This is a genomic window from Kitasatospora sp. A2-31, assembly GCF_022288725.1.
Lineage (GTDB): Bacteria > Actinomycetota > Actinomycetes > Streptomycetales > Streptomycetaceae > Kitasatospora.
In genome coordinates this window covers 929,770-955,882 of the sequence record NZ_JAKNTA010000001.1, presented here as the reverse complement: position 1 = coordinate 955,882, position 26,113 = coordinate 929,770, and the positions used below count along the sequence as shown (strand labels likewise).

The following is a 26,113-nucleotide window of genomic DNA, read 5'->3' as shown; positions in this document are numbered from 1 at the left end:
GCCCGCTACTTGGCGGTGATCATGGCGTCGCGGATCGCCCGGGTCTTCTCGGCGGCCTGGGCGGGGGTGAGGTTGCTGCCGCCCACCTTGATGAAGGACACCCGTGCGGTGGTGGAGCTGTCGGCCCAGACGCAGACGGTGGTCGAGCTCTTCGGGGCGCCGCCGCCGATCGAGATGCCGTAGGTGCCGCAGGAGAGCTTGGCCGAGGAGTCGTGGCTGTACTGCGCCGGGAAGTCCGTCATCGGGCTGGTCCAGGTGGCACCGCCGTTGGTGTCCTTCTTGGAGTCCTCGATGATCGCGTTCGGGTCCTTGATCCTGCCGTAGACGCCGAGCACGCTGATGGTGCCGTCGGTGGCGTCCGAGCCCTTGGCGTAGCTGGCCAGAAGGACGTGCAGGTCGGTGCCGATCTTCTCCGACTCGCTGGCCTTGGCCGGGTCGGCCGCCTGCTCCTTGGCCGACTTCTGGGTGTAGCCGTCGGGCAGCGTCTGCGGCGCGGTGATCTTGTAGTCGCCGCCCGAGGAGCCCCCGAGCAGCTTGAAGGCGGCGAAGCCGCCGCCGCCCAGCACCAGCGCGCCGATCAGCAGACCGACCACCAGGCCGGCCTTGCCCTTCTTCGGCGGCGGCGCGACCGGGTAGCCCGGCTGCCCGTACGGGGCCTGCTGCGGCACGCCGTACGGCGGCTGCGGCGCGCCGTACTGCGGGGCCGGTGCGCCCTGCTGGTGCGGGTACCCGTACGGCTGCTGCGGCGCGCCGTAGGGCGGCTGGGCCCCGTACGGCGGTTGCGGCTGCTGCGGTGCGCCGTACTGCGGCGGCGCCCCGTAGGGCTGCGGCTGACCCTGCGGATACTGCTGACCCTGGCCGTACATCTGCGTCTGTGCTCCCCCGCCGCACCCGCGGCCTGTATGCGTGTCCGTAGTCGTCCGGGTCGTACCGTGCATCGGACGAGTGTCGGGGCACGGTACCGCACCGGGCCGACGCCCGTCCGGGCCGGACGCGCCGACTCCGCGGACCGAAAGCGGTTCGTAACCCACGTCCGCGGTTACGTAAACTGTGCGTCGTGACCGACACCACGAACCAGCGCCCCGCGAGCACGCACCCCGGGGACGACGCAGCCACCCTCCCGACGACCTACGCTCCGGCGGACGTAGAGGGCGAGCTGTACGAGCGCTGGGTAGAGCGCGGTTACTTCACGGCCGACGCCAAGAGCGAGAAGCCGCCGTACACCATCGTCATCCCGCCGCCGAACGTCACCGGTGCGCTGCACCTGGGCCACGCCTTCCAGCACACGCTGATGGACGCGCTGACCCGCCGCAAGCGCATGCAGGGCTTCGAGACGCTCTGGCTGCCCGGCATGGACCACGCCGGCATCGCCACCCAGAACAAGGTGGAGCAGCAGCTCGCCGAGTCCGGCCTCTCCCGCCACGACCTGGGCCGCGAGGCCTTCGTCGAGAAGGTCTGGGAGTGGAAGGAGAACTACGGCGGCCGGATCCTCGGCCAGATGCGCCGCCTCGGCGACGGCGTGGACTGGTCGCGCGAGCGCTTCACCATGGACGAGGGCCTCTCCCAGGCCGTCCAGACCATCTTCAAGCGCCTCTTCGACGACGGCCTGATCTACCGCGCCGAGCGCATCATCAACTGGTGCCCGCGCTGCCTGACCGCGCTCTCCGACATCGAGGTGGAGCACGAGGAGGTCCCGGGCGAGCTGGTCTCGATCCGCTACGGCGAGGGCGAGGACTCGATCGTCGTGGCCACCACCCGGGCCGAGACGATGCTGGGTGACACGGCCGTCGCCGTCCACCCGGAGGACGAGCGGTACAAGCACCTGGTCGGCCGGACCATCAAGCTGCCGCTGACCGACCGGGAGATCCCGGTCGTCGCCGACGAGCACGTCGACCCGGAATTCGGCACCGGCGCCGTCAAGGTGACCCCGGCGCACGACCCGAACGACTTCGCCATCGGCCAGCGCCACGGCCTGCCGAACCTGAGCGTCATGGACGAGCGCGGTGTCATCACCGTTCACGGCCCGTTCCTCGGCCTGGACCGGATGGAGGCGCGCTCGGCCGTGGTCGGCGCGCTGCGCGAGCAGGGCCGCATCGTCGCCGAGAAGCGCCCCTACATGCACGCCGTCGGCCACTGCTCGCGCTGCCACACCGTGGTCGAGCCGCGGCTGTCGCTGCAGTGGTGGGTCAAGGTCGCCCCGCTGGCCCAGGCGGCCGGCGACGCGGTCCGCGACGGCCGGGTGGAGATCCACCCGAAGGAGCTGGAGCGCCGCTACTTCGACTGGGTCGACAACATGTACGACTGGTGCATCTCGCGCCAGCTCTGGTGGGGCCACCGGATCCCGGTCTGGTACGGCCCGAACGGCGAGGTCGTCTGCGTCGGACCGGACGAGCAGCCGCCGACCGGCGAGGGCTGGCACCAGGACCCGGACGTCCTGGACACCTGGTTCTCCTCCGGCCTGTGGCCCTTCTCGACCCTCGGCTGGCCGGAGCAGACCCCGGACCTGGAGAAGTTCTACTCCACCGACGTCCTGCTCACCGGCCACGACATCATCTTCTTCTGGGTCGCCCGGATGATGATGTTCGGCCTGTACGCGATGGACGGCCAGGTGCCGTTCAAGACCGTCGCCCTGACCGGCCTCGTCCGCGACGAGTTCGGCAAGAAGATGTCGAAGTCCTCCGGCACCGCCGTGGACCCGCTGGACTGGATGGACGCCTACGGCGCCGACGCCGTCCGCTTCACCCTGGCCCGCGGCGCCAACCCGGGCGCCGACGTGCCGATCGGCGAGGACTGGGTCAAGGGCTCGCGCAACTTCTGCAACAAGATCTGGAACGCGACCCGGTTCGCGCTGATGAACGGCGCGACCGTCGAGGGCCCGCTGCCCGCGCCGGAGAGCCTGACCGCGGCCGACCGCTGGATCCTGTCCCGGCTGAACAGCACCGTGGCCGAGGTCGACGCGCTGTACGAGGACTACGAGTTCGCCAAGGTCTCCGACGCGCTGTTCCACTTCGCGTGGGACGAGGTCTTCGACTGGTACGTCGAGCTCTCCAAGACCACCCTGGCCAAGGGAGGGGAGCAGGCCGACGCGGCGCGGCGGGTCCTCGGCGAGGTCCTGGACGTCACGCTGCGTCTGCTGCACCCGGTGGTCCCGTTCGTCACCGACGCGCTGTGGACGGCGCTGACCGGCGGCGAGTCGCTGGTCGTCGCCGAGTGGCCGAAGGACGCCGGCTTCCGGGACACCGACGCCGAGTCGGAGATCGCGCTGCTGCAGCAGGTGGTCACCGAGGTCCGCCGGTTCCGCAACGACCAGGGCCTGCGGGACACCCAGAAGGTGCCGGCCCGGCTGGAGCTGGACGGCACCCGGCTGGCGGCGCACGAGGCGGCCATCCGTTCGCTGCTGCGGCTGACCGTCCCGGAGGAGGGCTTCACCGCCACCGCCTCGCTCCCGGTCGCCGGCGCCACGGTGGCGCTGGACCTCTCCGGCACCATCGACGTCGCGGCCGAGCGCAAGCGCCTGGCGAAGGACCTCGCGGCGGCCGAGAAGGAGAAGACCCAGACCGCCGCCAAGCTCGGCAACGAGGCCTTCCTGGCCAAGGCGCCCGACGACGTGGTCGCCAAGATCCGCGCACGTCAGGAGGCCGCCCAGGCCGACATCGCCCGGATCACCGCCCAGCTCGCGGCGCTGCCGCAGGCCTGACGCGCCGGCTCCCCGAGGGGCCGCATCCCGCCGACGCGGGGTGCGGCCCCTCGGCCTTTTCCGCGGTACCCCTCATTCCCGCACCCAAGCCCTTTCTGCTCCCAATAGCGCAATGGCGTTGCTCCCTTCCGGCGAATATTCATCCTGGACCGGGTGAGGTCCTATTCCGCCCGAATTCATTCCGGTCTTGCCCGCGCGGGTTCGCCGAAGTTTGCAGGTCGGATGTGTACGGTGTGCAGGACGTTCTGCTGAGCCGACGGGTGACGGGAGGGTTAGGCGTGGTGGTGACGGTGGAGTTGGCCGACGAACTTCCCGCTGAAGCGGTCGATGAGGCCAAAGCCAGGGCGGCGACCCTGCTGCTCGCGTTCCGGCACGGAAACCAGCTGGCGTTCGACGACGCGCTGGACCGGATCCTCGAGGAGCACGCGCACCGCGAGGTGACCACCCTGCTCGCCTGGATCGCCGCCGAGGCCGTCCGCAAGGCGTACGCGCCGGCGGTGGGCGACCGGGTGCTGCGGGCGATGGCCCGGCGGGCACCGGCCGACACCGCCGCCGTCGACGTGGACGAGGAGACGGCGGACGCCGCCCGGCTGATCGAGGCGGTCGCCGCAGGCCGGGTCGCCGAGGTCCGCGGGCTGGTCGCGGCCACCGCCGACACCACCTTCCTGCTCGGCGGCCTCCTCCAGGGCGTCGCCATGATGCTGCCGTTCCTGCCCGACGGCGAGGTGGCCGAGATCACCGCCGAGCTGCGTCGCCGGCACTCCGGCGCGGGCCCCGAGATCCCCGAGGCCCGCGCCGGGGGCTGACCACGCCGCCGGGTGCCTACGGCCCGGCGTGCGGATGTGCGCCGCCGGTGCAGGCGGGCCCGTCGCCCTCCTGACGTCCAGTCGGTCGACCAGGTCATCGTCCCGCCGATCCCGGAGCCCCCGGGCGTGGCGGGTTCGAAGCTCCCGCAGTCGGCGCCCGCGGCCGGGCAGCCCGGCGCGCCGTTCACCACGCCCGAGCCGGGGCCGGCGCCGGGGTTTGCACCTCAGGGAGCTGTCGAGAGCTCAAGTCCCCTTCGGGGCGGAAGGCTCGCCCCGGCAGGTGGACCAGCCGATCCGGCTGACCGGAGGACCGGCGCCGGGCCCCGTGCTCCTGGCCGCAGCCCCGGCCGCTACGCCGCGGCCAGGACCGCGGCGGGCCGCCCGGCCAGCTGCGCGGTCAGCCGGGCGATCCGGGCCGAGGCCGACCCGTCCCCGTACGGGCTCGGGGTGGCGGCCAGCCGGGCCAGCCGCTCGGTGCGGTCGGCGAGCCAGGCGCGGGCGAGTTCGCCCAGCTCGGCGCCGGGCCGCACCAGTGCGGCGAAGCCGGCGTCCACGGCCTCCGGGCGCTCGGTGGAGCGGCGCACCACCAGCAGCGGGCGGCCGAGCACGGTGCACTCCTCCTGCACCCCGCCGGAGTCGGAGACCAGCAGTGCGGCGTGCCGGGCGAGGCCCAGGAACTCCGCGTATCCGACCGGCTCGGTGACGGTGAGTCGGTCCAGCAGGCCGTCCAGCGCGAAGCGCTCGACCGCGGCCCGCGTGCGCGGGTGCATCGGGAACAGCACCGGGGTGCCGGCCCGGGCGATCCGGTCCAGCTCGGCGAGGACGGCGCCGAGTGCCTCGGCGGTGTCGGTGTTCTCCGGCCGGTGCACGGTTGCCAGCACGTAGCCGTCCGGCGCGACCCCCTGCCCGGCGAGCAGCGCGGCCCGGGCGGGCGCGTCCGGCAGCCGGCGCCGGACCACCTCGACCACGGTGTTGCCGGTGACGGCGATCCGCTGCTCGTCCAGCGACTCGGCGCGCAGGTTGGCGGCGTTCTCGGCGGTGGCGGCGCAGAGCAGGTCGGAGACGTGGTCGACCATCACCCGGTTGTGCTCCTCGGGCATCGCCCGGTCGAAGCTGCGCAGACCGGCCTCGACGTGCACCAGCGGGATCCCGCGGGCGTTGGCGGCGAGCGCGCCGGCCAGCGTGGCGTTGGTGTCGCCCTGGACGACGACGGCGGCGGGCCGGTCGTCGGCGAAGGCGGCGTCGAGCTGGCCGAGGGACTGGGCGATCTGGCCGGCCCGCGGGCGGCCGCCGACACCGGTCAGCAGTTCGGGGCGGGGGAGGCCGAGGTCGCGCAGGAAGCGGCCGGACATCGCCTCGTCCCAGTGCTGACCGGTGTGCACCAGTCGGGTGGCCGCGCCGAGTTCGTGGATCAGCGGGGCCAGCTTGACCAGCTCGGGCCGGGTGCCGAGGACGACGGCGACGCTGGCGGGGGGCAGGCAGGGGCTCATGGGGGCGTCTCTCCGGGGACGGGGGCGGCTCGGCGCCCGACGGGGGTGCGGGCGGCCGGGGCCGACGGGGTGGGGGAGGCTCAGGATTCGAGGGCCGTGGGGGCGCCGGCGGCGACCGCCTCGGCGTTGCGCCGGGTCTTGGCCCAGCCGTTGCGGCCGAGCAGCAGCCGGGCGGCGGCCCGCACGGCGACCGCGAACAGGTGGTAGGCGTAGAGCCAGACCAGGACGCCCCAGAGCAGGCCGGTGAGCCGGCTGCGGTCGGGGTGGACCAGGCGGCGGTAGGCGAGGCCCCAGAACACCATGGGCAGGGTGGCCAGCACGAAGGCGAGCAGCATGTAGGGCCCGAACCTGAACTGGAACTCGGCGGTCTCCGCGGGGAAGAGCACCAGGCCGGCCGCCGTGATCGCGAGCGAGAGCGGGGTCAGCAGGACGAGCAGCACGCAGACCACCGGCTGCAGGAAGGTGTACATCACCTCGGCCTTGCCGGCCGCGGTGTAGTGCGGGGAGCGCAGTACGCGGCCGGTGTAGCGCAGGCACTGCATGTTGCCCTGGGCCCAGCGGGTGCGCTGGGTGAGGAAGCGGCGCAGGGAGACCAGGCCCTCCTGGGAGACCTGGCGCTCGGTGACGTGGGTGAGCCGCCAGCCGGCGAGGCGCAGGTCCAGGCCGGACTCGTAGTCCTCCAGCAGGGCGCGCTCGGGCCAGGGGCGGCCGGCCCGGCCCTCGTCGGCGGTGAGCGAGTCGAGGGCGGTGAGGCGGACGAACTGGCCGTTGCCGCCGAGTCCGACGCTGCCGGTGCGGCGGCGCAGCAGCTGCATCCCGGCGTTGTTGGCCTGGAACTCGACGTCCTGCATCCGGACCAGGGCGCGGGCGAGCGCGTTGGCGGTGCGGCCGCGGCCGGGCAGCGGGAGTTCGTCGTCGGCGTTGCGCATCCGGACGCCGATCTGGACGGCGCCGGTGTCGGGGCGGCCGAGGGCGTGGTCGCTGCAGACCTGGGCGAGGGTGCCGGGGTCGAGCTGTCCGTCGGCGTCGACGACGCCGATCACCACCCGGGAGCGGTCGGTCTCCTCGGGGAGCTGTGCGGAGATCTCGCGGTAGGCGGCGTTCAGCGCGGCGCCCTTGCCGATCCGGGCGTGCGGGCGGCGGCGCTGGACGAGGTGGATCCGCGGGTCCTGCGCGGCGGCGGCCAGGACCAGCTCGCGGGTGGCGTCCTCGCTGTCGTCGTCGATCACCCACAGGTGTGCCCGGGGTGCCGTGGCCCGGAGTCCGGCGAGGGTCTGGGTGACCACCGCCTCCTCGTCGCGGCAGGGGATCACCAGGTGCCACTGGAAGGCCGCCGGGTCGCCGGGCTCGGCGGGCCGGTCGTGGCGGAAGGCGTGCCGGGAGCCGGCCCAGTACACCAGGAAGCGCCCGAAGACGAGGACCATGTAGCCGACGAGCGCCAGCGAGACGAGCCCGGATAACCAGACGACGGTCTCCTGGCGGGTGGTGATCCAGTCGTGCAGGGCGTCGGGCATGGCGCGTTGCTCCTCATGATCGATGGTCGGGCGGCTCCGGCGGAGTGCGAATCGATGCTTCGTCGCGGTTCAAAATCGCAAAATCAATACTAAACCGGGCAAAATGGGAACACTGGGCGAAGTGGTGGTTCTCACCCAGTGGGGAGCGGCCGGCGTCGCTCCGTAGACTGTGGTCGTGAGCGACAAGGCCGACCCGAACCCGTACACCCTCCGCCCCGCCGACGGCACCGCCGGCGGCAGCACCGGCGACGCCCTGCGCGACGTCGAGCTGGAGCTCTCCAAGCGCTGGCCGGAGAACAAGCTGGAGCCCTCGCTCGACCGGATCGAGGCGCTGATGGACATCCTGGGCCAGCCCCAGCGGTCCTTCCCCTCCATCCACATCACCGGCACCAACGGCAAGACCTCCACCGCCCGGATGATCGAGCAGCTGCTCAACACCTTCGAGCTGCGCACCGGCCGCTACACCAGCCCGCACGTGGAGACCGTCACCGAGCGGATCACCCTGGACGGCGCGCCGATCACCCCCGAGCGGTTCGTCGAGGTCTACCGCGACATCGAGCCGTACGTGCAGATGGTCGACGCCCAGCAGCCCGTCCCGATGTCCTTCTTCGAGGTGCTGACCGGCATGGCCTACGCCGCCTTCGCCGACGCCCCGGTGGACGTCGCGGTGGTCGAGGTCGGCATGGGCGGTTCCTGGGACGCCACCAACGTGATCGACGCGGCGGTCGCCGTGCTCACCCCGATCGGCCTCGACCACACCGACAAGCTGGGGGAGACCACCGGCGAGATCGCGGTCGAGAAGTCCGGGATCATCAAGTCCGGTGCCGTGGCGGTCGTCGCCCAGCAGCAGCTGGACGCGGCCGAGGTCGTCCTGCGGCGCGCCGTCGAGGTGGACGCCACGGTGGCCCGCGAGGGCATGGAGTTCGGCGTGATCCGCCGTGAGCTGGCGGTCGGCGGGCAGCTGGTGACGCTGCGTGGGCTCGGTGGCGAGGAGTACGAGGACGTCTTCATCCCGCTGCACGGCGAGCACCAGGCGCACAACGCCGCCCTGGCGCTGGCCGCGGTCGAGGCCTTCTTCGGCGTCGGCGGCGCCCGCGGCGGCCAGCTCGACCAGGACAAGATCCGCCAGGCCTTCTCCGGCGTCTCCTCCCCGGGCCGCCTGGAGGTCGTCCGGCGCAGCCCCACGATCATCCTGGACGCCGCCCACAACCCGCACGGCGCCCGCGCCACCGTCGCCGCGATCACCGAGTCCTTCGGCTTCACCCGGCTGGTCGGCGTCATCGGCACCAGCGGCGACAAGGACGTGGCCGGCCTGCTGGAGGCCTTCGAGCCGGTCCTGGCCGAGGTGGTGATCAGCCAGAACTCCACCCACCGCGCGATGGACGTGGACGCCCTGGCCGCGCTCGCGGTCGAGATCTTCGGCGAGGACCGCGTCCAGGTCGAGCCCCGGCTCGACGACGCCATCGCCGCGGCCGTCACCCTCGCCGAGGAGGAGGGCGACCTCGGCGGCGCCGGCGTGCTGGTCACCGGTTCGGTCATCACGGTGGGCGAGGCCCGCCTGCTCCTCGGGAGGAAGTGACGATGAGGACGCTCTGCTCCTCCACCCTGATCGGCGAGGCGCTGCTGATCCTGTTCGCGGCGCTGGTCGCGACGCAGCTCTCCGACGTCTCGCCGGCCACGGTCTGGACCGTCAGCGGCGTCGCGATGGTCCTCTGCATCGCGCTCTGCGGCATGATCAACCGCCCCGGTGCGGTGCCGATCGGCTGGGCGCTCCAGCTCGGCCTGGTCGCCAGCGGCTTCATCCTGCCGACCATGTTCGCGCTCGGTGTGGTCTTCGCCGGCCTGTGGTGGTGCTCGGTGCACTACGGCCGCAAGGTGGACGAGTTCAAGGCCGCCCGGGCCGCCGCCGAGGCCGCCGCCCAGGGGGCCTAGGCCCGGTCCGGAGGCCCGTCCGGCGAGGGCCGGGACCGGGGGCTCGGGGGTCGCTCACGCAAGGTAACCTCTGCGGGTAGCCGCACTCCGCACGCCCGAGCGCGTGCACGCCGAACCGATCCCCAGGAGACGCACCGTGTCCCAGCGCACTCTCGTCCTGCTCAAGCCCGACGCCGTCAAGCGAGGCCTGGCCGGCGAGATCATCAGCCGCATCGAGCGCAAGGCCGGCTGGAAGCTCACCGCCCTGGAGCTGCGCACCTTCGACCGGGCGACGCTGGAGCACCACTACGCGGAGCACGTCGGCCGCCCGTTCTACGAGCCGCTGCTGGAGTTCATGACCTCCGGTCCGTCCATCGCCATGATCGTCGAGGGCGAGGAGGTCGTCCCCGGCATCCGCATGCTGGCCGGCGCCACCAACCCGCTGGAGGCCGGCGCCGGCACCATCCGCGGCGACTACGCGACCATCACCCGCGAGAACCTGATCCACGCCTCCGACTCGCCCGAGTCCGCCGAGCGCGAGATCAAGATCTTCTTCCCCGCTCACGCCTGATCCCGGCCCTCGCGACACGCCCGAGAGACGCCCGGGTGCCCCGGTCGGGACCATTGGCCCGGCCGGGGCATTCTTATCGTGAAATAGGGAACTGAGGGCGCCGACACGGCGTCCCAATGCCCGGAGAAGCGATCACGCCCCGGACAATGGACGGCATGCCCCACGTCGACGTCCGTACCGGCCGGCGTGACTACGATGGACGCGACTCGAGGGCCCGTCACGGCCGGTCAGCTGGTTCCCGCCCAAGCCGCGGGCGTACGTTCGTCGTCAACCCCCCGCAATGACTCCGAGCCCGGGAAGGCACCCACACCCCATGGCAACCAACCTGTCGTTCATCGGCCGCGACCTGGCGATCGACCTCGGAACCGCCAACACGCTGGTGTACGTCAGGGGCAAGGGGATCGTCCTCAACGAGCCGTCCGTCGTCGCGGTGAACACCAACACCGGCGGCATCCTGGCGGTCGGCGCCGAGGCCAAGAAGATGATCGGCCGCACCCCCGGCAACATCGTCGCCATCCGCCCGCTCAAGGACGGCGTGATCGCCGACTTCGAGATCACCGAGCGGATGCTCCGCTACTTCATCCTCAAGATCCACCGCCGCCGCTACCTCGCCCGCCCGCGGGTCGTGGTCTGCGTGCCCTCCGGCATCACCGGGGTCGAGCGCCGCGCCGTGATCGAGGCCTCCTCGCAGGCCGGCGCGCGCCAGGTGCACATCATCGAGGAGCCGATGGCCGCCGCGATCGGCGCCGGCCTGCCGGTCCACGAGGCCACCGGCAACATGGTCGTGGACATCGGCGGCGGCACCACCGAGGTCGCCGTGATCTCCCTCGGCGGCATCGTCACCGCGCAGTCCATCCGGGTCGCCGGCGACGAGCTGGACAACGCGATCGTCCAGCACATCAAGAAGGAGTACTCGCTGCTCCTCGGCGAGCGCAGTGCCGAGCAGATCAAGATGAGCATCGGGTCCGCCTTCGCCCTGGAGGGCGAGAAGGACGAGCACGCCGAGATCCGCGGCCGCGACCTCGTCAGCGGTCTGCCCAAGACCGTCGTGATCTCCGCCGCCGAGGTCCGCGAGGCCATCGACGAGCCGGTCAACTCGATCATCGACGCCGTCAAGACCACCCTCGACCAGTGCCCGCCCGAGCTCGCCGGCGACGTCATGGACCGCGGCATCGTCCTCACCGGCGGCGGCGCCCTGCTCCGCGGCCTGGACGAGCGGCTGCGCCGCGAGACCGGCATGCCGATCCACATCGCCGAGAACCCGCTCGACTCGGTGGCCCTCGGCTCCGGCAAGTGCGTCGAGGAGTTCGAGGCGCTGCAGCAGGTACTCGACGCCCAGCCGCGCCGTTAGCACGACCGACAGACCGGACAGTCAAACTGAAACGGCCCCCGCCCGGGCCCCGCGGCCCGGGCGGTCGGCCAGGTACGAAGGGGCAGTACCAGCACCGTGAGGGACACACGAGAGAGCCGGCTGCTGCTCATCCTGCTGGTGGCCGTCGCCTTCGCACTGATCACCGTCGACATCAAGGGCGGTGAGGACTCCCCGCTCGGCGGCGCCCGGCGCGCCGCCGCCGGCGTCCTCGGCCCGGTCGAGCGCGGCGCCGCCACCGTCGTCGACCCGGTCGCCGACACCGTCCGGGCCTTCCGCGACGCCGCCACCCACAGCGGCCGCACCGACCAGCTCGCCCGCGAGAACACCGAGCTGCGCCAGAAGCTCGCCTCCTCCGACGCGGCCGGCGCCCGCACCAAGCAACTCGACGACCTCCTGCGCACCGCCGGCGCCGGCGGATACACCGTCAAGGCCGCCCAGGTCATCGCGATCGGCCCGGCCCAGGGCTTCTCCTGGACCATCACCATCGACGCCGGCAGCGACGACGGCCTCACCCGGGACATGACCGTCATCAACGGCCAGGGCCTGGTCGGCCGGATCACCACCGTCGCCCCGACCACCGCCACCGTGCTGCTCGCCTCCGACCCCGGCTTCAGCGCCGGCGCCCGGCTGGAGGGCAGCGGCGAGATCGGCTTCGCCTCCGGCGGCGGCACCAGCGCCATGAAGGTCTCGCTGCTCAACGGCAAGGCCCAGGTCAAGGAGGGCGACCGGCTGGTCACCTTCGGCTCACAGAGCGGCCGCCCGTTCGTACCCGGCGTCCCGGTCGGCAAGGTGGTCCAGGTCGAGGCCAACCCCGGCCAGCTCACCAAGACGATCCTGGTCGAGCCCTTCGTGCAGTTCACCCGGCTCGACCTGATCGGCGTCGTCGTCGTGCCGCCGCGCACCGACCCGCGCGACGCCGTCCTGCCGCCCGCGCCGGCCGCCCAGGGCCAGGCCCCCGCGGCGCCGGCCGCCGCCGTACCGCCCGTCAAGCCCTCCGGGGGGAACTGAGCCATGCGCCTCGCCCGCGTCCCCGTCACCGCCGTGCTGATCCTGCTCGGCCTGATCCTCCAGGTCAGCGTCTTCGGCCGGCTCCAACTCCCGGGCGCCACCCCGGACATACTGCTGCTCGTGGTGGTCGGCCTGGCCATGGTCTACGGACCGACCGGCGGCTGCCTGGTCGGGTTCGCGGCCGGCCTGCTGGCCGATCTCGCACCGCCGTCCGACCACGCCATCGGGCGCTACGCCCTGGTGCTCTGCCTGATGGGCTACGCCGCCGGGCTGCTCCGACCCGACCACGGCCGGCAGCGCTCGGTCTCCAGCGCGCTGCTGGTGGTGGCCGGCGCGGCGATCGCCTCCACGCTGCTGTACGCGATGGTCGGCGCCCTGGTCGGTGACACCGCCGCCCGGCACGTCGGCCTCGGCAGCCTGGTGCTCACCGCCCTGCTGTACGACCTGCTGCTGGCGCCGTTCGTGGTGCCCGTGGTGATGATGATCGGACGCCGCTTCGGCAAGGACCCGGTCGCCGCCGCGGCCGGCGACGACGAGGGCGGCCCCGGGCTGGGCACGCTGGCCCGCTACCGCACCACCCGTGAGGCGTCGGCCGGGCCGGGCTACCGGAAGAAGCGCTCGCTCGGCTTCGCCAAGCGGCCGTAGCACCGGCCCGTCGACGCCCGTGATCCCCGTGATTCCCGTGATTCCCGGAACCCCGCACTCTGGAGCGCACGCGACGTGAGCAACATCCCCGAGACCGGCCGTACCCGGCGGGTGACGATCCGTCTGGTGGTGCTGCAGATCCTCGTGCTGTCGCTGCTCGCCACGCTCGGCGGGCGGCTCTGGTACCTGCAGATCCGCAACGCCAAGGAGTACACCGCCAAGGCGACCGGCAACCACATCCGCGAGGTGGTCGAGCCGGCCGTGCGCGGCGAGATCCTGGACGCCTCCGGACGAATCCTGGCCGGCAACGAGACGAAGCTGGTCGTCTCGGTCAGCCGGACCGCCCTGCTGCAGCAGAAGGACGCCGGCAAGGCGGTGCTCGGCCGCCTCGCCGAGGTGCTCGGCATGCCGGCCAAGGACGTCCAGGAGAAGGTCCGGCTCTGCGACGCCAAGACCTCGCAGCCCTGCTGGAACGGCTCGCCGTACCAGCCGATCCCGGTCACCAAGGAGGCGACCACCCAGCAGGCGATGCAGATAATGGAGCGCCGCGAGGACTTCCCCGGCGTCACCGCGCAGCCCACCGCCGTGCGGCACTACACCGGCGTCGAGGGCGCCAACATGGCCCAGGTGCTCGGCTACCTCTCGCCGGTGACCGACGAGGAGGTCTCCAAGACCGCCGGCAAGACCGGTCTGGACCGCTACCTGCCGGCCGACCAGATCGGCCGCGCCGGGCTGGAGTCGGTGTACGACCGCGACCTGCGCGGCACCGCCGGCATCACCAAGCTGGAGGTCGACAACCTCGGCCGGGTGATCGGCACCGCCGGCACGGTCGCCCCGCAGACCGGCAACAACCTGGTGACCAGCATCGACGCCCGGGTGCAGAAGGCCGTCGAGGACAACCTGGCGCAGGCGATGAACGACGCCCGCAAGACCTTCGACAAGGTGACCAACCGCAACTACGAGGCCGACTCCGGCGCCGCCGTCGTGATGGACGTGCACACCGGCCGGATCGTGGCGATGGCCAGCGCCCCGACGTACGACCCGAACCTCTGGCAGGGCGGCATCGCCGGCAAGGACTACCAGGCGCTGACCAGCAAGGAATCCAACTTCCCGCTGCTGAACCGGGCCATACAGGGCCAGTCCGCCCCCGGCTCGACCTTCAAGGTCATCTCCACCACCGCCGCCGTGCAGGCCGGCTACTCGCTGGACGGCACGTACCCCTGCCCGAAGAGCCTGACCATCGGCGGCCGCGAGTTCAAGAACTTCGAGAGCGAGAACTTCGGCTCGATCACGCTGGAGAAGGCGCTGGAGGTCTCCTGCGACACCGTCTTCTACGGCCTGGCGTACGACCAGTGGATGAAGGACGGCGGCATCAAGCCGAAGAAGGACCCGGCCGACTGGTTCTACAAGACCGCCCACCAGTTCGGTCTCGGCGCCAAGACCGGCATCGACCTGCCCAGCGAGGTCACCGGCCGGGTGCCGGACCGGCAGTGGAAGCAGTCCTACTACGACAGCAACAAGGACGCCTGGTGCAAGCAGGCGGAGAAGGGCGGCACCAGCTACTCCGACCTGATCGCGAAGGAGAACTGCATCGACGGCTACCAGATGCGGGCCGGTGACTCCGTCAACTTCGCGATCGGCCAGGGCGACACGCTGGTCACCCCGATCCAGATGGCCCGGATCTACTCGGCGCTCGCCAACGGCGGCACCTTCTACCGGCCGACCATCGGCAAGGCGGTGATAAGCCCGAGCGGGGAGCTCGTGCGCGAGATCGCCCCGCACGAGGACGCCAAGTTCCCCGGCGACCAGAAGCTGCTCGGCTACATCGACCAGGCCACCGCGGGCGTCATCACCAGTGGTACCGCGGCCTGGAAGTTCGCCGGCGCCGGCTGGCCCCAGGGCAAGATCGAGCTGCACGCCAAGACCGGTACCGCGGAGGTCGAGGGCAAGCAGACCACCTCGTGGCTGACCACCTACAGCGACGACTACGCGGTCGTGATGACGATAAGCCAGGGTGGCACCGGCTCCGGCGGCTCGGGTGACGCGATCCGCCGGATCTACCAGGCGCTCTACGGCGTGGACGACAAGGGCAACGTCGACAGCAGCAAGGCGCTGCTGCCCAAGCCGCAGACCGAGCTGCCGAAGTTCAACCCGGACGGCACCGCGATCATCAAGCCGGCCTCCTACCAGGGCTCCGCCGCCGGCGACCCGGGCGTGACCGGCGGCTCGCCGCGGGTCTTCCTGGACCCGGCGCAGCCGTCCGGCCCGGTGGTCCTGCTGGCCGCGGCCGACGCCGCGCTGGAACCGAACCGCGGCAACGGAAGGAGCCGGGCATGACCTCGTACGGTTCGTACCGTCAGCTGCGGCTCGCCCCGCAGCAGCGCAGCGGGGTCTCCAAGAAGTCCCTCGCCAAGGACTCCCCGCTCTGGCGGATCGACTGGATACTGCTGCTGGCCGCCCTGGTCCTCTCGCTGGGCAGCTCGCTGCTGGTCTGGTCGGCCACCCGCGGGCGGGACTCGCTGACCCACGGCGACCCGCAGTACTTCCTGTTCCGGCACCTCACCAACGTGGTCGTCGGCATGGTGCTGTGCGCGGTGGTCATAGGGATAGGGAGCCGCCGGTTCCGTACCGTGGTGCCGTTCCTGTACATCGCCGTGATCGTGATGCTGCTGGCCACGCTGAGCCCGCTCGGCTCGACCATCAACGGCCAGCACTCGTGGATCCAGCTCGGCGGCGGCTTCTCCGTCCAGCCGGCCGAGTTCGCCAAGCTGGCGATCGTGCTCGCCATGGCGGTGGTGCTGGCCGACCAGGTCGACGCGGGCGAGCGGGAGTTCCCCTCGCACCGGGCGGTGTTCCGCGGGCTGGTCTGGGCGACGCTGCCGATGGCGATCGTGATGCTGATGCCGGACGCCGGCTCCGTGATGGTGATGGCCGTCATCGTGCTGGGCATCCTGCTGGCCTCCGGCGCGGCCAACCGCTGGGTGTTCGGGCTGATCCTGGCCGGCGTCGGCGGCTGCATCGCGATCTGGAAGCTCGGCGTGCTGAGCAAGTACCAGATCGACCGCTTCGCCGCCTTCGCCAACCCGGCGCTCGACCCGTCCGGCGTCGGCTACAACACCGCGCAGGCCCGCATCGCGATCGGGTCGGGCGGACTGACCGGCAAGGGGCTGTTCCACGGCACCCAGACCACCGGCCAGTTCGTCCCGGAGCAGCAGACCGACTTCGTCTTCACGGTGGCCGGCGAGGAGCTGGGCTTCCTCGGAGCCATGGCGATCATCGTGCTGCTGGGCGTGGTGCTCTGGCGGGGCTGCCGGATCGCCCGGCACGCGACCGACCTGTACGGGACGATCGTCGCGGCCGGTGCGGTCGCGTGGTTCGCCTTCCAGGGGTTCGAGAACATCGGGATGTGCCTGGGCATCATGCCGGTCGCGGGCATCCCGCTGCCGTTCGTCTCCTACGGCGGGTCGTCGATGTTCGCGACCTGGGTGGCGATCGGGCTGTTGCAGGCGGTGCAGAGCCAGCGGCCGATAGCGGCCTGAGCGGTCGCGCGGTGCAGGGCCGGTCCGGGAGCCTCCCGGGCCGGCCCTTCCGCACGACGCCGGCCCTTCCGCACGCCGTGCGCCGCGTGGCGCCGTACCTGCCGCGTGGCGTCGGGGCGCGGGGCCGCCGTCCTGCCGGCTCCGGGCCGGCGTCGCGCCCGCGCTACGGCAGCAGGCAGTCCGCGGCGGCCAGCACCGCCCGGGTCTGGTGCGCCACCTGGGCCTCCACCGGTACCCAACGGGCGCCGAGCCGGCCGAGCCGCTCCAGGCTCCCGGTGACGATCCCGCGGGCCCGCTCCCGGGCGCCGTCCGCGGCCGGGCCCCCGGCGTCGCCGAGAAGCCGCAGCAGCATCGAGGCCGCCCGCAGCGGGATCCGCTCGGCGACGATCCTGGCCGTGGTCACCCGGGAGACCGCCAGCGGGCGCTCGCACCAGTCGGCCAGCCACTCCCGGGCGAGCAGCGGACAGGCGCCCAGGTTGAACTCGACGGCGCGCAGCAGCGGCCCGTACGCCGCCCGGGCGTGCGCCGGGACCAGCGGCAGCAGCTCGGACAGCTGCTCGGCGCGCTCGCGCAGGGCCACGGCCGCGGCCGCCACCGCCCGCCGCACCTCGGGGTGCAGCCCGGCGTCGCCCACGGAGTCCACCGCCCACATCGGAACCTCCAGCAGGGCCGTCACCCCGCCGTACCGGCCGGCGTACGCCCAGGTCGAGCGCGCCGGGTCGTCCGGCAGGGCCCGGGGGAGGTCGCCGCGGCCGCGCCCCGGCAGCACGTACACCCCCGGGGCCGGGCTGTCCCAGCCGACCGCGTCGTAGGAGTCGACGTCCAGCGGCACGCCGCCGCGGGCCACCGAGCGGGCGAAACGCTCGGCCAGGCCGGGGACCGGCCGGGTCAGCTGGACGAAGGCCCCGCCGAAGTCCACACCGTGCAGCGAGCACTGCAGGAACGGGCGCAGCTCGTCGATCAGCCCGGTCAGCACCAGGCTCTCCGGCATCGGCGTGCGCTCGCCGCCGACCGGCGGCAGCAGCTCCGGCTGCTCCTCGAAGGCGGGCCGGAAGAAGTGCTCGTAGTGCCGCGGGGCGGTGAGCGGGCCGGTGAGCCAGCCCTCGTTGAGCGCGGCGCCGTCCGGGTCCAGGCAGAGCAGGACGTGCCAGGCCAGGCCGGGTCTGGGCGGCCGGGCCAGCACCAGCGCGGCGAGGCGCAGCGCGGCGGCGACGCCGACCGGCTCGTTGGGGTGGGGGCCGCCGACCACCAGGACGGCGTGCGGGCCCTCGTCGACCGAGATCACGACGAGCGGCCGTCCGCCCCGGGAGCGGCCCACCTCGCGGACCCGGCAGCGCTCGGGGTGGCGCAGTGCCAGCCGGCTGGCGGCGGCCGCCGCCCGGGGCGCCGCGGGGTAGCGGTCGAGCGGTCCGGGAGGGCTGTCGCGGCGGGGCATCCGCCGGCCGGTGTCGGTCATCCCGCGAGGCCGGTGTCGGTGCCGTCGTGCATGGGCGCCTTCCTTGTCCGATGGCGTGCGGGGCCTCCCGGCGGAGCCCTGCCAGTACCGCACGGGCCGTCCGGGACTGTCAACAGCCGCCGCTCCGGTCGGGCGCCCCCGCAGCCCGGCCGGGCCGCGGGCCGGATTCGGCTACCCTTGAGGGTCACCCCTCCCAGACGTCGCCCACCGCCCCGAACCGGGACCAGGATGCGCGCGACACCTCTCAACGTCGTAAGGGTTCCTAGTACATGACTGTCGAATCGGTCTTCCCACGCCTGGAGGCCCTCCTCCCGCACGTCCAGAAGCCGATCCAGTACGTCGGCGGCGAGCTGAACTCGACCGTCAAGGACTGGGACGCCTGCGACGTCCGCTGGGCGCTGATGTACCCCGACGCCTACGAGGTGGGCCTGCCCAACCAGGGCGTCATGATCCTCTACGAGGTGCTCAACGAGCGCGAGGGCGTGCTGGCCGAGCGGACCTACAGCGTCTGGCCCGACCTGGAGGCGCTGATGCGCGAGCACGGCGTCCCGCAGTTCACCGTGGACGCCCACCGCCCGGTGCGCGCCTTCGACGTTCTCGGCCTCTCCTTCTCCACCGAGCTCGGCTACACCAACATGCTGACCGCGCTCGACCTCGCGGGCATCCCGCTGGAGGCCCGCGACCGCACCGACGAGGACCCGATCGTCCTGGCCGGCGGCCACGCCGCGTTCAACCCCGAGCCGATCGCGGACTTCATCGACTGCGCGGTGATCGGCGACGGCGAGCAGGCCGTGCTCGACATCACCGAGCTCATCCGCGGCTGGAAGGCCGAGGGCCGCCCGGGCGGGCGCGACGAGCTGCTGCTGCGCCTGGCGCGCACCGGCGGGGTGTACGTGCCGAAGTTCTACGACGTGGAGTACCTGGCCGACGGCCGGATCGGCCGCGTGGTGCCGAACGCGCCGGGCGTGCCGTGGCGGGTGTCCAAGCACACCGTCATGGACCTCGACGAGTGGCCCTACCCGAAGCAGCCGCTGGTCCCGCTGGCCGAGACCGTGCACGAGCGGATGTCCGTCGAGATCTTCCGCGGCTGCACCCGCGGCTGCCGCTTCTGCCAGGCCGGCATGATCACGCGCCCCGTGCGGGAGCGAAGCATCACCGGCATCGGCGAGATGGTCGAGCGCGGCCTGAAGGCGACCGGCTTCGAGGAGGTCGGCCTGCTGTCGCTGTCCAGTGCCGACCACACCGAGATCGGTGACATCGCCAAGGGCCTGGCCGACCGCTACACCGAGGACAAGATCGGGCTGTCGCTGCCGTCCACCCGCGTCGACGCGTTCAACATCGACCTCGCCAACGAGCTGTCCCGCAACGGTCGCCGGTCGGGGCTGACCTTCGCCCCCGAGGGCGGCAGCGAGCGCATGCGCAAGGTGATCAACAAGATGGTGTCGGAGGAGGACCTCATCCGCACCGTCGCCACCGCGTACGGCAACGGCTGGCGCCAGGTGAAGCTGTACTTCATGTGCGGCCTGCCGACCGAGACCGACGAGGACGTGCTCCAGATCGGCGAGATGGCGAAGAACGTCATCCAGAAGGGCCGCGAGGTCACCGGGCAGAACGACATCCGCTGCACCGTCTCGATCGGCGGGTTCGTGCCCAAGCCGCACACCCCGTTCCAGTGGGCGCCGCAGCTGTCCGCGGAGGCCACCGACGCCCGCCTGGCCAAGCTGCGGGACTCGATCCGCGGCGACCGCAAGTACGGCAAGAACATCGGCTACCGCTATCACGACGGCAAGCCCGGCATCGTCGAGGGCCTGCTCTCCCGCGGCGACCGCCGGATCGGCGCCGTGATCCGCGCGGTCTACGAGGACGGCGGCCGCTTCGACGGCTGGCGCGAGTACTTCTCGTACGACCGCTGGATGCTCTCGGCCGAGAAGGGCCTGGCCGGCACGGGCGTCGACGTCGACTGGTACACCACCCGGGAGCGCACCTACGAGGAGGTGCTGCCCTGGGACCACCTGGACAGCGGCCTCGACAAGGACTGGCTGTGGGAGGACTGGCAGGACGCCCTCGAGGAGGTCGAGGTCGACGACTGCCGCTGGACCCCGTGCTTCGACTGCGGCGTCTGCCCGCAGATGCAGACGGCCATACAAATCGGCCCGACGGGCAAGAAGCTGCTCCCGCTGACGGTCGTCGGCGGCGCTGACCAGCAGAAGTAGCCGGCGACGTGGGTGATACGGTGAGCGATCTGTGTGACTTACTTCACAGCCTTCCGGAGGGTGAGCGGGAGCTCGTCCTGGGCGCGCTCGGCATGACGCGCGCCCAGGGCGGGCCCGTCCCCGCCCCCGGAAAGGCCCGGCAAGGCGGCCAGAGGACCCCTCTGCCCACCGCCCGGAGTGCCCCGGGCATCGAGTCCTCCATCGAGTGGGTTTGAGCCCTTGAGGGGGGCGTAGAGCCCTCCTCAAGTCCATCGGGGAGGGCTCCGCGCATGTTATCTAGGCGCACCGACTCCGCGATCCTGCAGATTGCTGCCATTGCGGCCCCCAAATTGGGATCATGCATGGGTGTTGAGCGCTTCTCCTGCGCTGCCCTGCTTGAGATCTCACCCATCTCGACGGTGCTGCTTTTAGCTGGGGACGCGGCTGATGAGGCCTGCGGGAGCCGGCTCGTCCGAGCATTCGTGGTGGCGGCGGAGCGCACGTTGGCCCTTCCGCGTGAATTAACGATCCATATTCTGGACACGAGCCCTCAAGGTCTTTCGATCTGCGCGCCTCCTGTTGTCCTAGGTGTATGGATGAGAACGTGGAATTGCCGCAGGCGCTTCGCCCTCCAGCTGGAGGCGAACCAGTCGAGTTCATCTGGAAGACTCAGATTGGCCCTAATGCGAGCATTGGGGAGCTGGCTATGCGACTTAAGGATCTTGAAACTGCGGTTCAGCTAGGCGCGCGCTGGGGATTGGCGACGGCCCTGGCGGCATCGCGCTGGCAGCTATCTCAAAAGCTCTCCAGTGATATGAGAAAGGGGAGAACGTCGGGAGCTGGCTTGGGTGAAATCTTCTCGGCGTGGACTCCCCTTCTCGTAAGAGAGCGAAGTGCAGACCTGAAGGTGCTAAATGATCTGGGGTCGCCAATTCGAGTTCGGAAGATTTCCTATGGTAATCCTCTTCAGGATTACCTTGATGGATCTGGCTACTACGTAGCGGGAGCGATTGCCGTTCTTCGAATGGTGAGAGATTGGAGCGGGATTCGCCGAGCTCGCGATCTGAAGATCGAGAGGGATGAGATTCTTAATGAGGCCCTAAAGTGGCTGGTCTCCCAGAAGCAAAATCCCGTACCGCCCGGCGATCTTTTGGCGCTGATTCGCGAGGATGATGCAAGCGCATTGGATCGGCTCGCGGCCGATGAGGTCGATCTGGAGTTGCCAGCCGATATTGACGGCTTCCTTTCGGAATGATCTAGTTTCATCCCAGATACCCGCACCATGACAGCATTCCGCTGCCCAAAGGTGGCCCGCTTCACCACCAGTACACAGTGCGTGCCATGGCAGCGTCCCGTTGTCGGCAGGAGCGCAGGGTGCCGGGATGCGGCCGATGTGGGCCGGTGCGCCCCTGTCAGGATTTCGCCTAACGGCAGTGAGCTGTGACCGCAACAGCTGAGGCTGCTATCCCCGCCATCTCGGGGATGTGCTTCGGGCATTTGGCGTCACGATGGGAAGCTCTCGCTCAAGAGTCCGGCGGCAGCCACGTTCGAGTGATATCCGATATCTGTCAGTTACCGCCTATGAGTGACAGATGAGAGCTGGCCGACCGGGACAGGCTCACAAGGATGGCCTTGCCCTTCTCCGCCGTTCCGAGCGACGGGCGGCCGATGATGCCGTTCTGGGTGTAACCGGCCATGCCGAGAGTGAGGAGGTGGGGACGCTCTGGAGCGTCGTGGTCGTCTTCTTCGATGCCGTCCCGGACGAGGTGAGGCGCGCCGTGGAGGAGTAGTGACACCTCCAGCTCGCCGCCGTGCATGTCTTCGGCGCTGGAGCTTTTCAGCCCGGCAGCCTCGCGGGCTCGGTGCCAGTCCTCGCGGGCGGGGAACAGGGCGACATGCGAACCGGCGGTGTTGGCCTCCTGGACCACGTTCGAGAGGACGTAGTTCTCGCCGTGGCCGTTCACGATGAGTAGGCCGGGGACACCGGATGCCTGGAGGGACCTCCATGTGTCGTTGATCACGGCGTAGAGGGTGGCGGCGCTGATGCTGACGGTGCCCGGCATGTGGGCGTGCTCGTGGGAGCAGGACAACGTGATGGGCGGCAGGAGGAAAGGTCGTAGTCGGTCGCGATCCGCCCCTGCGGCCGGCTCGCCGTCCGCTGCCGCAACCGCCGGGCCTCCCGCTGTGCGCCCTGCTCGCGTGAGCACAGCGGCGACACCTTCCACCTGGTCCGCTCCGGCCTCACCGGCGGAAAGGGAGTCCCGGACACGGTCCGGATGCACCCGCGGCTGTTCGTCACCCTGACCGCGCCCTCCTTCGGCCCGGTCCACCGCGCGGGCGACTGCCACCCGGCCCGGCGCCGACACTGCCAACACGGCGGCCGGCACGGCTGCGGCCTAACCCACTCCGGCGACGAACCGCTCATCGGACAACCGCTGTGCGCCGACTGCTACGACTACCCGGGCCACGTCCTGTGGAACGCCACGGCCCCGGCGCTGTGGAAGGCCTTCCGCGACAACCTCTACCATCACGTCGCCGCCCGGGCGGGCGTGGGCCGGTCCAAGGTGCGCACTCTGGTCCGGGTCTCCGCGGCCAAGGTCACCGAGTACCAGAAGCGCGGCGCCATCCACTTCCATGCTGTCGTTCGCCTCGACGGCCCCGACGGCCCTGCCAGTCCGCCTCCGTCGTGGGCCACGGGTGACCTTCTTCTGGAGACCGTCCACTCGGCGGCTACTGCTGTCGCTCTCCCGTGCCCCGACTCGGCGGCCTATTCCGGCGGGCGGCTCCGCTTCGGTACTCAGCTCGACGCTCACCCCCTCACCGGCGGGGACAGCGGCCGACTCACGGACGACGCGGTCGCCGCCTACGTCGCCAAGTACACGAGCAAGAGCGTCGAAGCCGCCGGCGCCGTCGACCGTCGTATCGAGTCCCTCGCCGAGATACGGGCGCTACGCGTGACGGCTCACGTCCGAGCACTGATCGCCACCGCCTGGCGCCTCGGCGGCCTGCCCGAACTGCAACACCTGCGCCTGCGCGCCTGGGCGCACATGCTCGGCTACCGCGGCCACTGCCTCACCAAGACCCGTGCCTACTCCACTACATATGGACAGCTCAGAGCCGCCCGCGCCGATCACGCCCGCGCCCTGGCCGGCGCCCGAGACCTGTACGCCGACTGGGACAGCGAGACCGTGACCGAGAGCGCCTGGCGCTTCGCCGGAACCGGGCACACCCCCGCGGAAGCCCTCATCGCCGCCGGCATCGCCGAAGACCTCGCCGCCAATCGGCAGGCTATGCGCGAGGAGCAGAGGTGACCGGCCGCCGTTCGGGCGAGGGCGCGGAGCGGACGACTGCACTCGTCATCGAGAGCGAGATCGTCGTGATCGATCAGGACGGCGATGAGGAACCCTTCGACCCGGCGAGATGGCGGGGAGAGGCGCCGGGCGAGCATCGGGCCTCTCCCCTCTGACTAGAACTTCTCGCCGAAGTGGTCCTCCTTGACCACCAGGCGCTTCCGCACGTCCTTCGGGATGAGCAGCTTCAGGTGGACCTTGGGGGCGCGGACCTTCGGGATCTTGGTCCTGGTGACCTTGCACGTGATGCCCACCCGGAGGAGGTCGGCGGCCATGGCCTCCATGCCACCCTCCTCCCACTGCTCGCGGAACGTCTTCCCGTTGTGGACGTTCACCCATCGGTCCTTGGTGGACTCGGGGTCGATGGCTTCGAGATCGGCGATCAGCTTGTCGAGCGTCGCCTCCGCCTGTTCGCGCGTGAACCTGGTCTTCGCGAAGCGGCCGCCCGGCTCCAGCTCCCTCATGTAATAGGCGACGGACTCCTCAAGCCGCTTCTGCTCCTTACGGGCCTCCGCGCCCTGTGCGTAGGAGCGCGTCTGAACCGGCTCGTCCCCGAGGACGGACAGCACGTCCGCGACCAGCTTGCTGTAGACCGCCTCCGGGTCGGGTGCGCCCAGACCTCCCGCCTTGCACTTCTGGCAGCGGAGGTACTGGTAGACTCTCTCGCCCTTCGTCGTCTTCTGCACGTACATGTTGGTGCCGCAGTCGGCACAGACCATGACGCCGAGGAACTTGGTCGCGCCGCCCGGCTGCCGCTGCGGCTGGTCCTTGCTGCGGAGGTCAAGGTCGGCCTGCAGCTCGTCGAACTCGTCCTCAGTGAAGATCCCTTCCGCCACCCTGATCGGTTTGGCGTCCTTGCCGAGCACAAGCTTCGACCGCCGGGCGCCGCCTTGCTTGTCCTCCTCTACCCGGTAGCCCATGAGGGCGGGGTTGCGAAGCTGGCGCAGGAGAGTGCTGGTGGTGAGGCCGTCGCTCGCCAGGCCGGCGCGCTTCAGGACCATGACCATGCGCCGGGCCGGGACGTGCCGGTGTGCCATGCGGCGGCACCAGTGCAATGCCGTATGGGCGTCCGGGTCGATGGCGAGGACCACCCTCCCGTTCTCGTCCTCAGTGGTCATGTAGCCGAACGGGGGTTTGCCGACCAGCCACTCGGACTGGGTCTTCGTGTAGTCCCACAGGCTCGCCACCCGGGTGCTGGTGTTGGCCGCTTCGATTTCCGCGATGCCGCCGATGATCGTGACCATGATCTTCCCGGCCGTGGTGGTCAGGTCGATGCTGTCGTGCTTGGAGACGAGGTTCTTCCCGTACCTGAGGCACCAGTCGATCATGGTCGACAGGTCCGAGAGCCGGCGGACGAAGCGGTCCAGCTTCCAGAAGAGAAGGACGTCGAACTCGGGCGCGCGGTTGTTCAGCCACTCGCCCAGCTGCTTGCGCTTCCACGGGGGCACCTTGGTGGCCGACACGTTCAGGTCGCTGGCCACGCCGATGACCCGGCACCCCATCTCCTTCGCCTTGATGCGGAGGTCGAGCTCCTGGCGCACGGGGGAGGTGGTGTCGTCCGTGAGGACGGAGAGCCGGACGGACAGCAGCGCTCGCGGAGCGTCGTCCGGCAGCAGCGCTTCGGCCCGCTTCAGGTCCTCAAGAAGAGAGAGGTCCGCCTCGGACCACTCCGTACTCACGTCGTACGTCCGCTGCTCGGCGGCTGCCCGTGTCCTGGTCCGTTTCCCCATGTCTGGACGGTAGGGGTGGTTCTAAGCCCGTGTCTATATGGCCGCAGATTCAGACTGAGATCCAGATCGGCCCCACCGGTAAGAAGCTGCTGCCGCTGACCGTGGTCAAGTAGCCGTCGCCTGGTGCGGTGCCCCCGCCGGAGTGCTCCGACGCTGTTGGTTAATTGCTCCGCCCCGCTGGTCATCCAGCGGGGCGGAGTGCTGCGAACGACGTGATGCGGGTGGGGGCCAGGGGCTGGCCAGTGAGCCAGGCGTCGATGCGGATGAGGTTGATCGCCGCCCCGGTGAACAGGTTCTGCAGGTGGGTCTTGGCGAGTCCGCGATAGCGGGATCGGCGCATGTCGAGGGCGTTGACGGCCTGGGCGATGGTGCCCTCGACGCCGGCGCGAACGTTGTAGCGCTTACGCCACTGCGGGGTGTCCTGCTGCGGCCTCAGCCGCTGGAGGATCTCGTGCTCCGCGCGTGGCCGCAGGGTGATGTAGCGGCCGTTGGGTGAGCTGGTGCAGTCCTGACGGGCCGGGCAGGCGGTGCAGTCGCGGGCCGCGAACTTCGCCCGGACCACGGGCGTGCCCCGGTGGCTGGTGGTCTCCCGCCAGGTCGTGCTGGTCCGGCCGTTCGGGCAGGCGACGTGCCTGTTGTCCCAGTCAACGGTGAAGCGGCTGTTGTCGAAGCCCGCCGACTGCGTCGTCTGCCGGTTGGTGTCCCGGGCGAGCGGGCCCACGAGCTCGACGCGGTGGTCGCGCCAGGCCAGGTGGACCTGTTCGGCATCGACGTAGCCGGCGTCCGCCAGGTGCACATCCGGCAGCAGGCCGCGGTCGGCCAGCAAGGTGTG

The 26,113-nt window shown here is 71.0% G+C and carries 21 protein-coding genes; 14 read left to right on the top strand and 7 right to left on the bottom strand.

Translation table 11 applies throughout. From position 1 onward, the window contains the following. Window positions 1-5: 5 nt before the first annotated feature. Window positions 6-866, bottom strand: coding sequence for a hypothetical protein (locus MCM47_RS04465; protein WP_238741206.1), 861 nt, complete (start codon window positions 864-866; stop codon window positions 6-8). A gap of 191 nt (window positions 867-1,057) precedes the next feature. On the opposite strand from MCM47_RS04465, the gene MCM47_RS04460 reads away from it, so the two are divergent. Next, a complete protein-coding gene (locus MCM47_RS04460) occupies window positions 1,058-3,697 on the top strand; it encodes a valine--tRNA ligase (protein ID WP_308222279.1) in 2,640 nt (879 codons plus the stop codon). Window positions 3,698-3,975: 278 nt separating this feature from the next. Next, entirely contained in the window at window positions 3,976-4,503 is a 528-nt protein-coding gene (locus MCM47_RS04455) for a hypothetical protein (RefSeq protein WP_238741204.1), read from the top strand. A 350-nt stretch (window positions 4,504-4,853) separates the two neighbouring features. Here MCM47_RS04455 and wecB read toward each other — a convergent pair whose 3' ends face one another. Together wecB and MCM47_RS04445 are read right to left on the bottom strand one after the other, a co-directional pair. After that, complete coding sequence (wecB, locus tag MCM47_RS04450; protein WP_238741202.1) at window positions 4,854-5,993, bottom strand: non-hydrolyzing UDP-N-acetylglucosamine 2-epimerase; 1,140 nt, start codon at window positions 5,991-5,993, stop codon at window positions 4,854-4,856. Window positions 5,994-6,073: 80 nt separating this feature from the next. Continuing rightward, entirely contained in the window at window positions 6,074-7,507 is a 1,434-nt protein-coding gene (locus MCM47_RS04445; RefSeq protein ID WP_238741200.1) for a glycosyltransferase, read from the bottom strand. Window positions 7,508-7,682: 175 nt separating this feature from the next. Here MCM47_RS04445 and MCM47_RS04440 point away from each other — a divergent pair, with 175 nt between their 5' ends. From MCM47_RS04440 to rodA, 8 genes are all read left to right on the top strand, one after another. Next, the gene (locus MCM47_RS04440; protein ID WP_374209062.1) at window positions 7,683-9,086 is read left to right on the top strand and encodes a folylpolyglutamate synthase/dihydrofolate synthase family protein; all 1,404 of its coding nucleotides are present in this window, start codon (window positions 7,683-7,685) and stop codon (window positions 9,084-9,086) included. A 2-nt stretch (window positions 9,087-9,088) separates the two neighbouring features. Continuing rightward, window positions 9,089-9,439, top strand: coding sequence for a DUF4233 domain-containing protein (locus MCM47_RS04435; RefSeq protein ID WP_238741198.1), 351 nt, complete (start codon window positions 9,089-9,091; stop codon window positions 9,437-9,439). 136 nt (window positions 9,440-9,575) lie between these two features. Beyond that, window positions 9,576-9,989, top strand: coding sequence for a nucleoside-diphosphate kinase (ndk, locus tag MCM47_RS04430; protein WP_238741196.1), 414 nt, complete (start codon window positions 9,576-9,578; stop codon window positions 9,987-9,989). A 325-nt stretch (window positions 9,990-10,314) separates the two neighbouring features. Beyond that, window positions 10,315-11,340: a rod shape-determining protein gene (locus MCM47_RS04425; RefSeq protein WP_305067939.1), complete on the top strand. Its 1,026-nt coding sequence runs from the start codon at window positions 10,315-10,317 to the stop codon at window positions 11,338-11,340. Between the two features lie 96 nt (window positions 11,341-11,436). After that, entirely contained in the window at window positions 11,437-12,369 is a 933-nt protein-coding gene (mreC, locus tag MCM47_RS04420) for a rod shape-determining protein MreC (RefSeq protein WP_238741193.1), read from the top strand. A gap of 3 nt (window positions 12,370-12,372) precedes the next feature. Then, a complete protein-coding gene (gene mreD / locus MCM47_RS04415) occupies window positions 12,373-13,014 on the top strand; it encodes a rod shape-determining protein MreD (protein ID WP_238741192.1) in 642 nt (213 codons plus the stop codon). Window positions 13,015-13,089: 75 nt separating this feature from the next. Beyond that, a complete protein-coding gene (gene mrdA / locus MCM47_RS04410) occupies window positions 13,090-15,351 on the top strand; it encodes a penicillin-binding protein 2 (RefSeq protein WP_238741191.1) in 2,262 nt (753 codons plus the stop codon). After that, window positions 15,348-16,553, top strand: a complete 1,206-nt coding sequence (gene rodA / locus MCM47_RS04405; protein WP_238741182.1) for a rod shape-determining protein RodA — start codon at window positions 15,348-15,350, stop codon at window positions 16,551-16,553. Before mrdA ends, rodA begins: the two co-directional genes overlap by 4 nt. Before the next feature lie 163 nt (window positions 16,554-16,716). Here rodA and MCM47_RS04400 read toward each other — a convergent pair whose 3' ends face one another. Beyond that, window positions 16,717-18,009: a M14 family zinc carboxypeptidase gene (locus MCM47_RS04400; protein WP_238741180.1), complete on the bottom strand. Its 1,293-nt coding sequence runs from the start codon at window positions 18,007-18,009 to the stop codon at window positions 16,717-16,719. Window positions 18,010-18,278: 269 nt separating this feature from the next. On the opposite strand from MCM47_RS04400, the gene MCM47_RS04395 reads away from it, so the two are divergent. Together MCM47_RS04395 and MCM47_RS04390 are read left to right on the top strand one after the other, a co-directional pair. Continuing rightward, window positions 18,279-20,222, top strand: a complete 1,944-nt coding sequence (locus MCM47_RS04395; protein ID WP_238741178.1) for a TIGR03960 family B12-binding radical SAM protein — start codon at window positions 18,279-18,281, stop codon at window positions 20,220-20,222. 571 nt (window positions 20,223-20,793) lie between these two features. Continuing rightward, entirely contained in the window at window positions 20,794-21,456 is a 663-nt protein-coding gene (locus tag MCM47_RS04390; RefSeq protein ID WP_238741176.1) for a hypothetical protein, read from the top strand. Between the two features lie 313 nt (window positions 21,457-21,769). On the opposite strand, the gene MCM47_RS42490 is transcribed toward MCM47_RS04390, so the two are convergent. Then, on the bottom strand, window positions 21,770-22,408 hold the full coding sequence (locus MCM47_RS42490) for a creatininase family protein (RefSeq protein ID WP_374209076.1): 639 nt from the start codon (window positions 22,406-22,408) through the stop codon (window positions 21,770-21,772). Between MCM47_RS42490 and MCM47_RS04380 the strand changes: the two genes are divergently transcribed. Next, window positions 22,331-23,512, top strand: coding sequence for a replication initiator (locus tag MCM47_RS04380; protein ID WP_308222282.1), 1,182 nt, complete (start codon window positions 22,331-22,333; stop codon window positions 23,510-23,512). The two genes, MCM47_RS42490 and MCM47_RS04380, sit on opposite strands and share 78 nt — an antisense overlap. After that, window positions 23,509-23,667, top strand: coding sequence for a hypothetical protein (locus tag MCM47_RS04375; RefSeq protein WP_238741171.1), 159 nt, complete (start codon window positions 23,509-23,511; stop codon window positions 23,665-23,667). Before MCM47_RS04380 ends, MCM47_RS04375 begins: the two co-directional genes overlap by 4 nt. On the opposite strand, the gene MCM47_RS04370 is transcribed toward MCM47_RS04375, so the two are convergent. After that, entirely contained in the window at window positions 23,668-25,281 is a 1,614-nt protein-coding gene (locus MCM47_RS04370; protein WP_238741169.1) for a recombinase family protein, read from the bottom strand. Between the two features lie 181 nt (window positions 25,282-25,462). Beyond that, a partial coding sequence (locus MCM47_RS04365; protein ID WP_238741167.1) for a transposase occupies window positions 25,463-26,113 on the bottom strand: 651 nt, incomplete at its 5' end.

Excerpts from the sequence above, each read along its gene's own strand:
- MCM47_RS04370 (WP_238741169.1), bottom strand. The coding sequence starts at position 25,281 with ATGGGGAAACGGACCAGGACACGGGCAGCCGCCGAGCAGCGGACGTAC.
- MCM47_RS04400 (WP_238741180.1), bottom strand. The coding sequence starts at position 18,009 with ATGACCGACACCGGCCGGCGGATGCCCCGCCGCGACAGCCCTCCCGGA.
- mreD (WP_238741192.1), top strand. The coding sequence starts at position 12,373 with ATGCGCCTCGCCCGCGTCCCCGTCACCGCCGTGCTGATCCTGCTCGGC.
- wecB (WP_238741202.1), bottom strand. The coding sequence starts at position 5,993 with ATGAGCCCCTGCCTGCCCCCCGCCAGCGTCGCCGTCGTCCTCGGCACC.
- MCM47_RS04465 (WP_238741206.1), bottom strand. The coding sequence starts at position 866 with ATGTACGGCCAGGGTCAGCAGTATCCGCAGGGTCAGCCGCAGCCCTAC.
- MCM47_RS04395 (WP_238741178.1), top strand. The coding sequence starts at position 18,279 with ATGACTGTCGAATCGGTCTTCCCACGCCTGGAGGCCCTCCTCCCGCAC.
- MCM47_RS04390 (WP_238741176.1), top strand. The coding sequence starts at position 20,794 with ATGGATGAGAACGTGGAATTGCCGCAGGCGCTTCGCCCTCCAGCTGGA.
- rodA (WP_238741182.1), top strand. The coding sequence starts at position 15,348 with ATGACCTCGTACGGTTCGTACCGTCAGCTGCGGCTCGCCCCGCAGCAG.
- MCM47_RS04435 (WP_238741198.1), top strand. The coding sequence starts at position 9,089 with ATGAGGACGCTCTGCTCCTCCACCCTGATCGGCGAGGCGCTGCTGATC.
- MCM47_RS04445 (WP_238741200.1), bottom strand. The coding sequence starts at position 7,507 with ATGCCCGACGCCCTGCACGACTGGATCACCACCCGCCAGGAGACCGTC.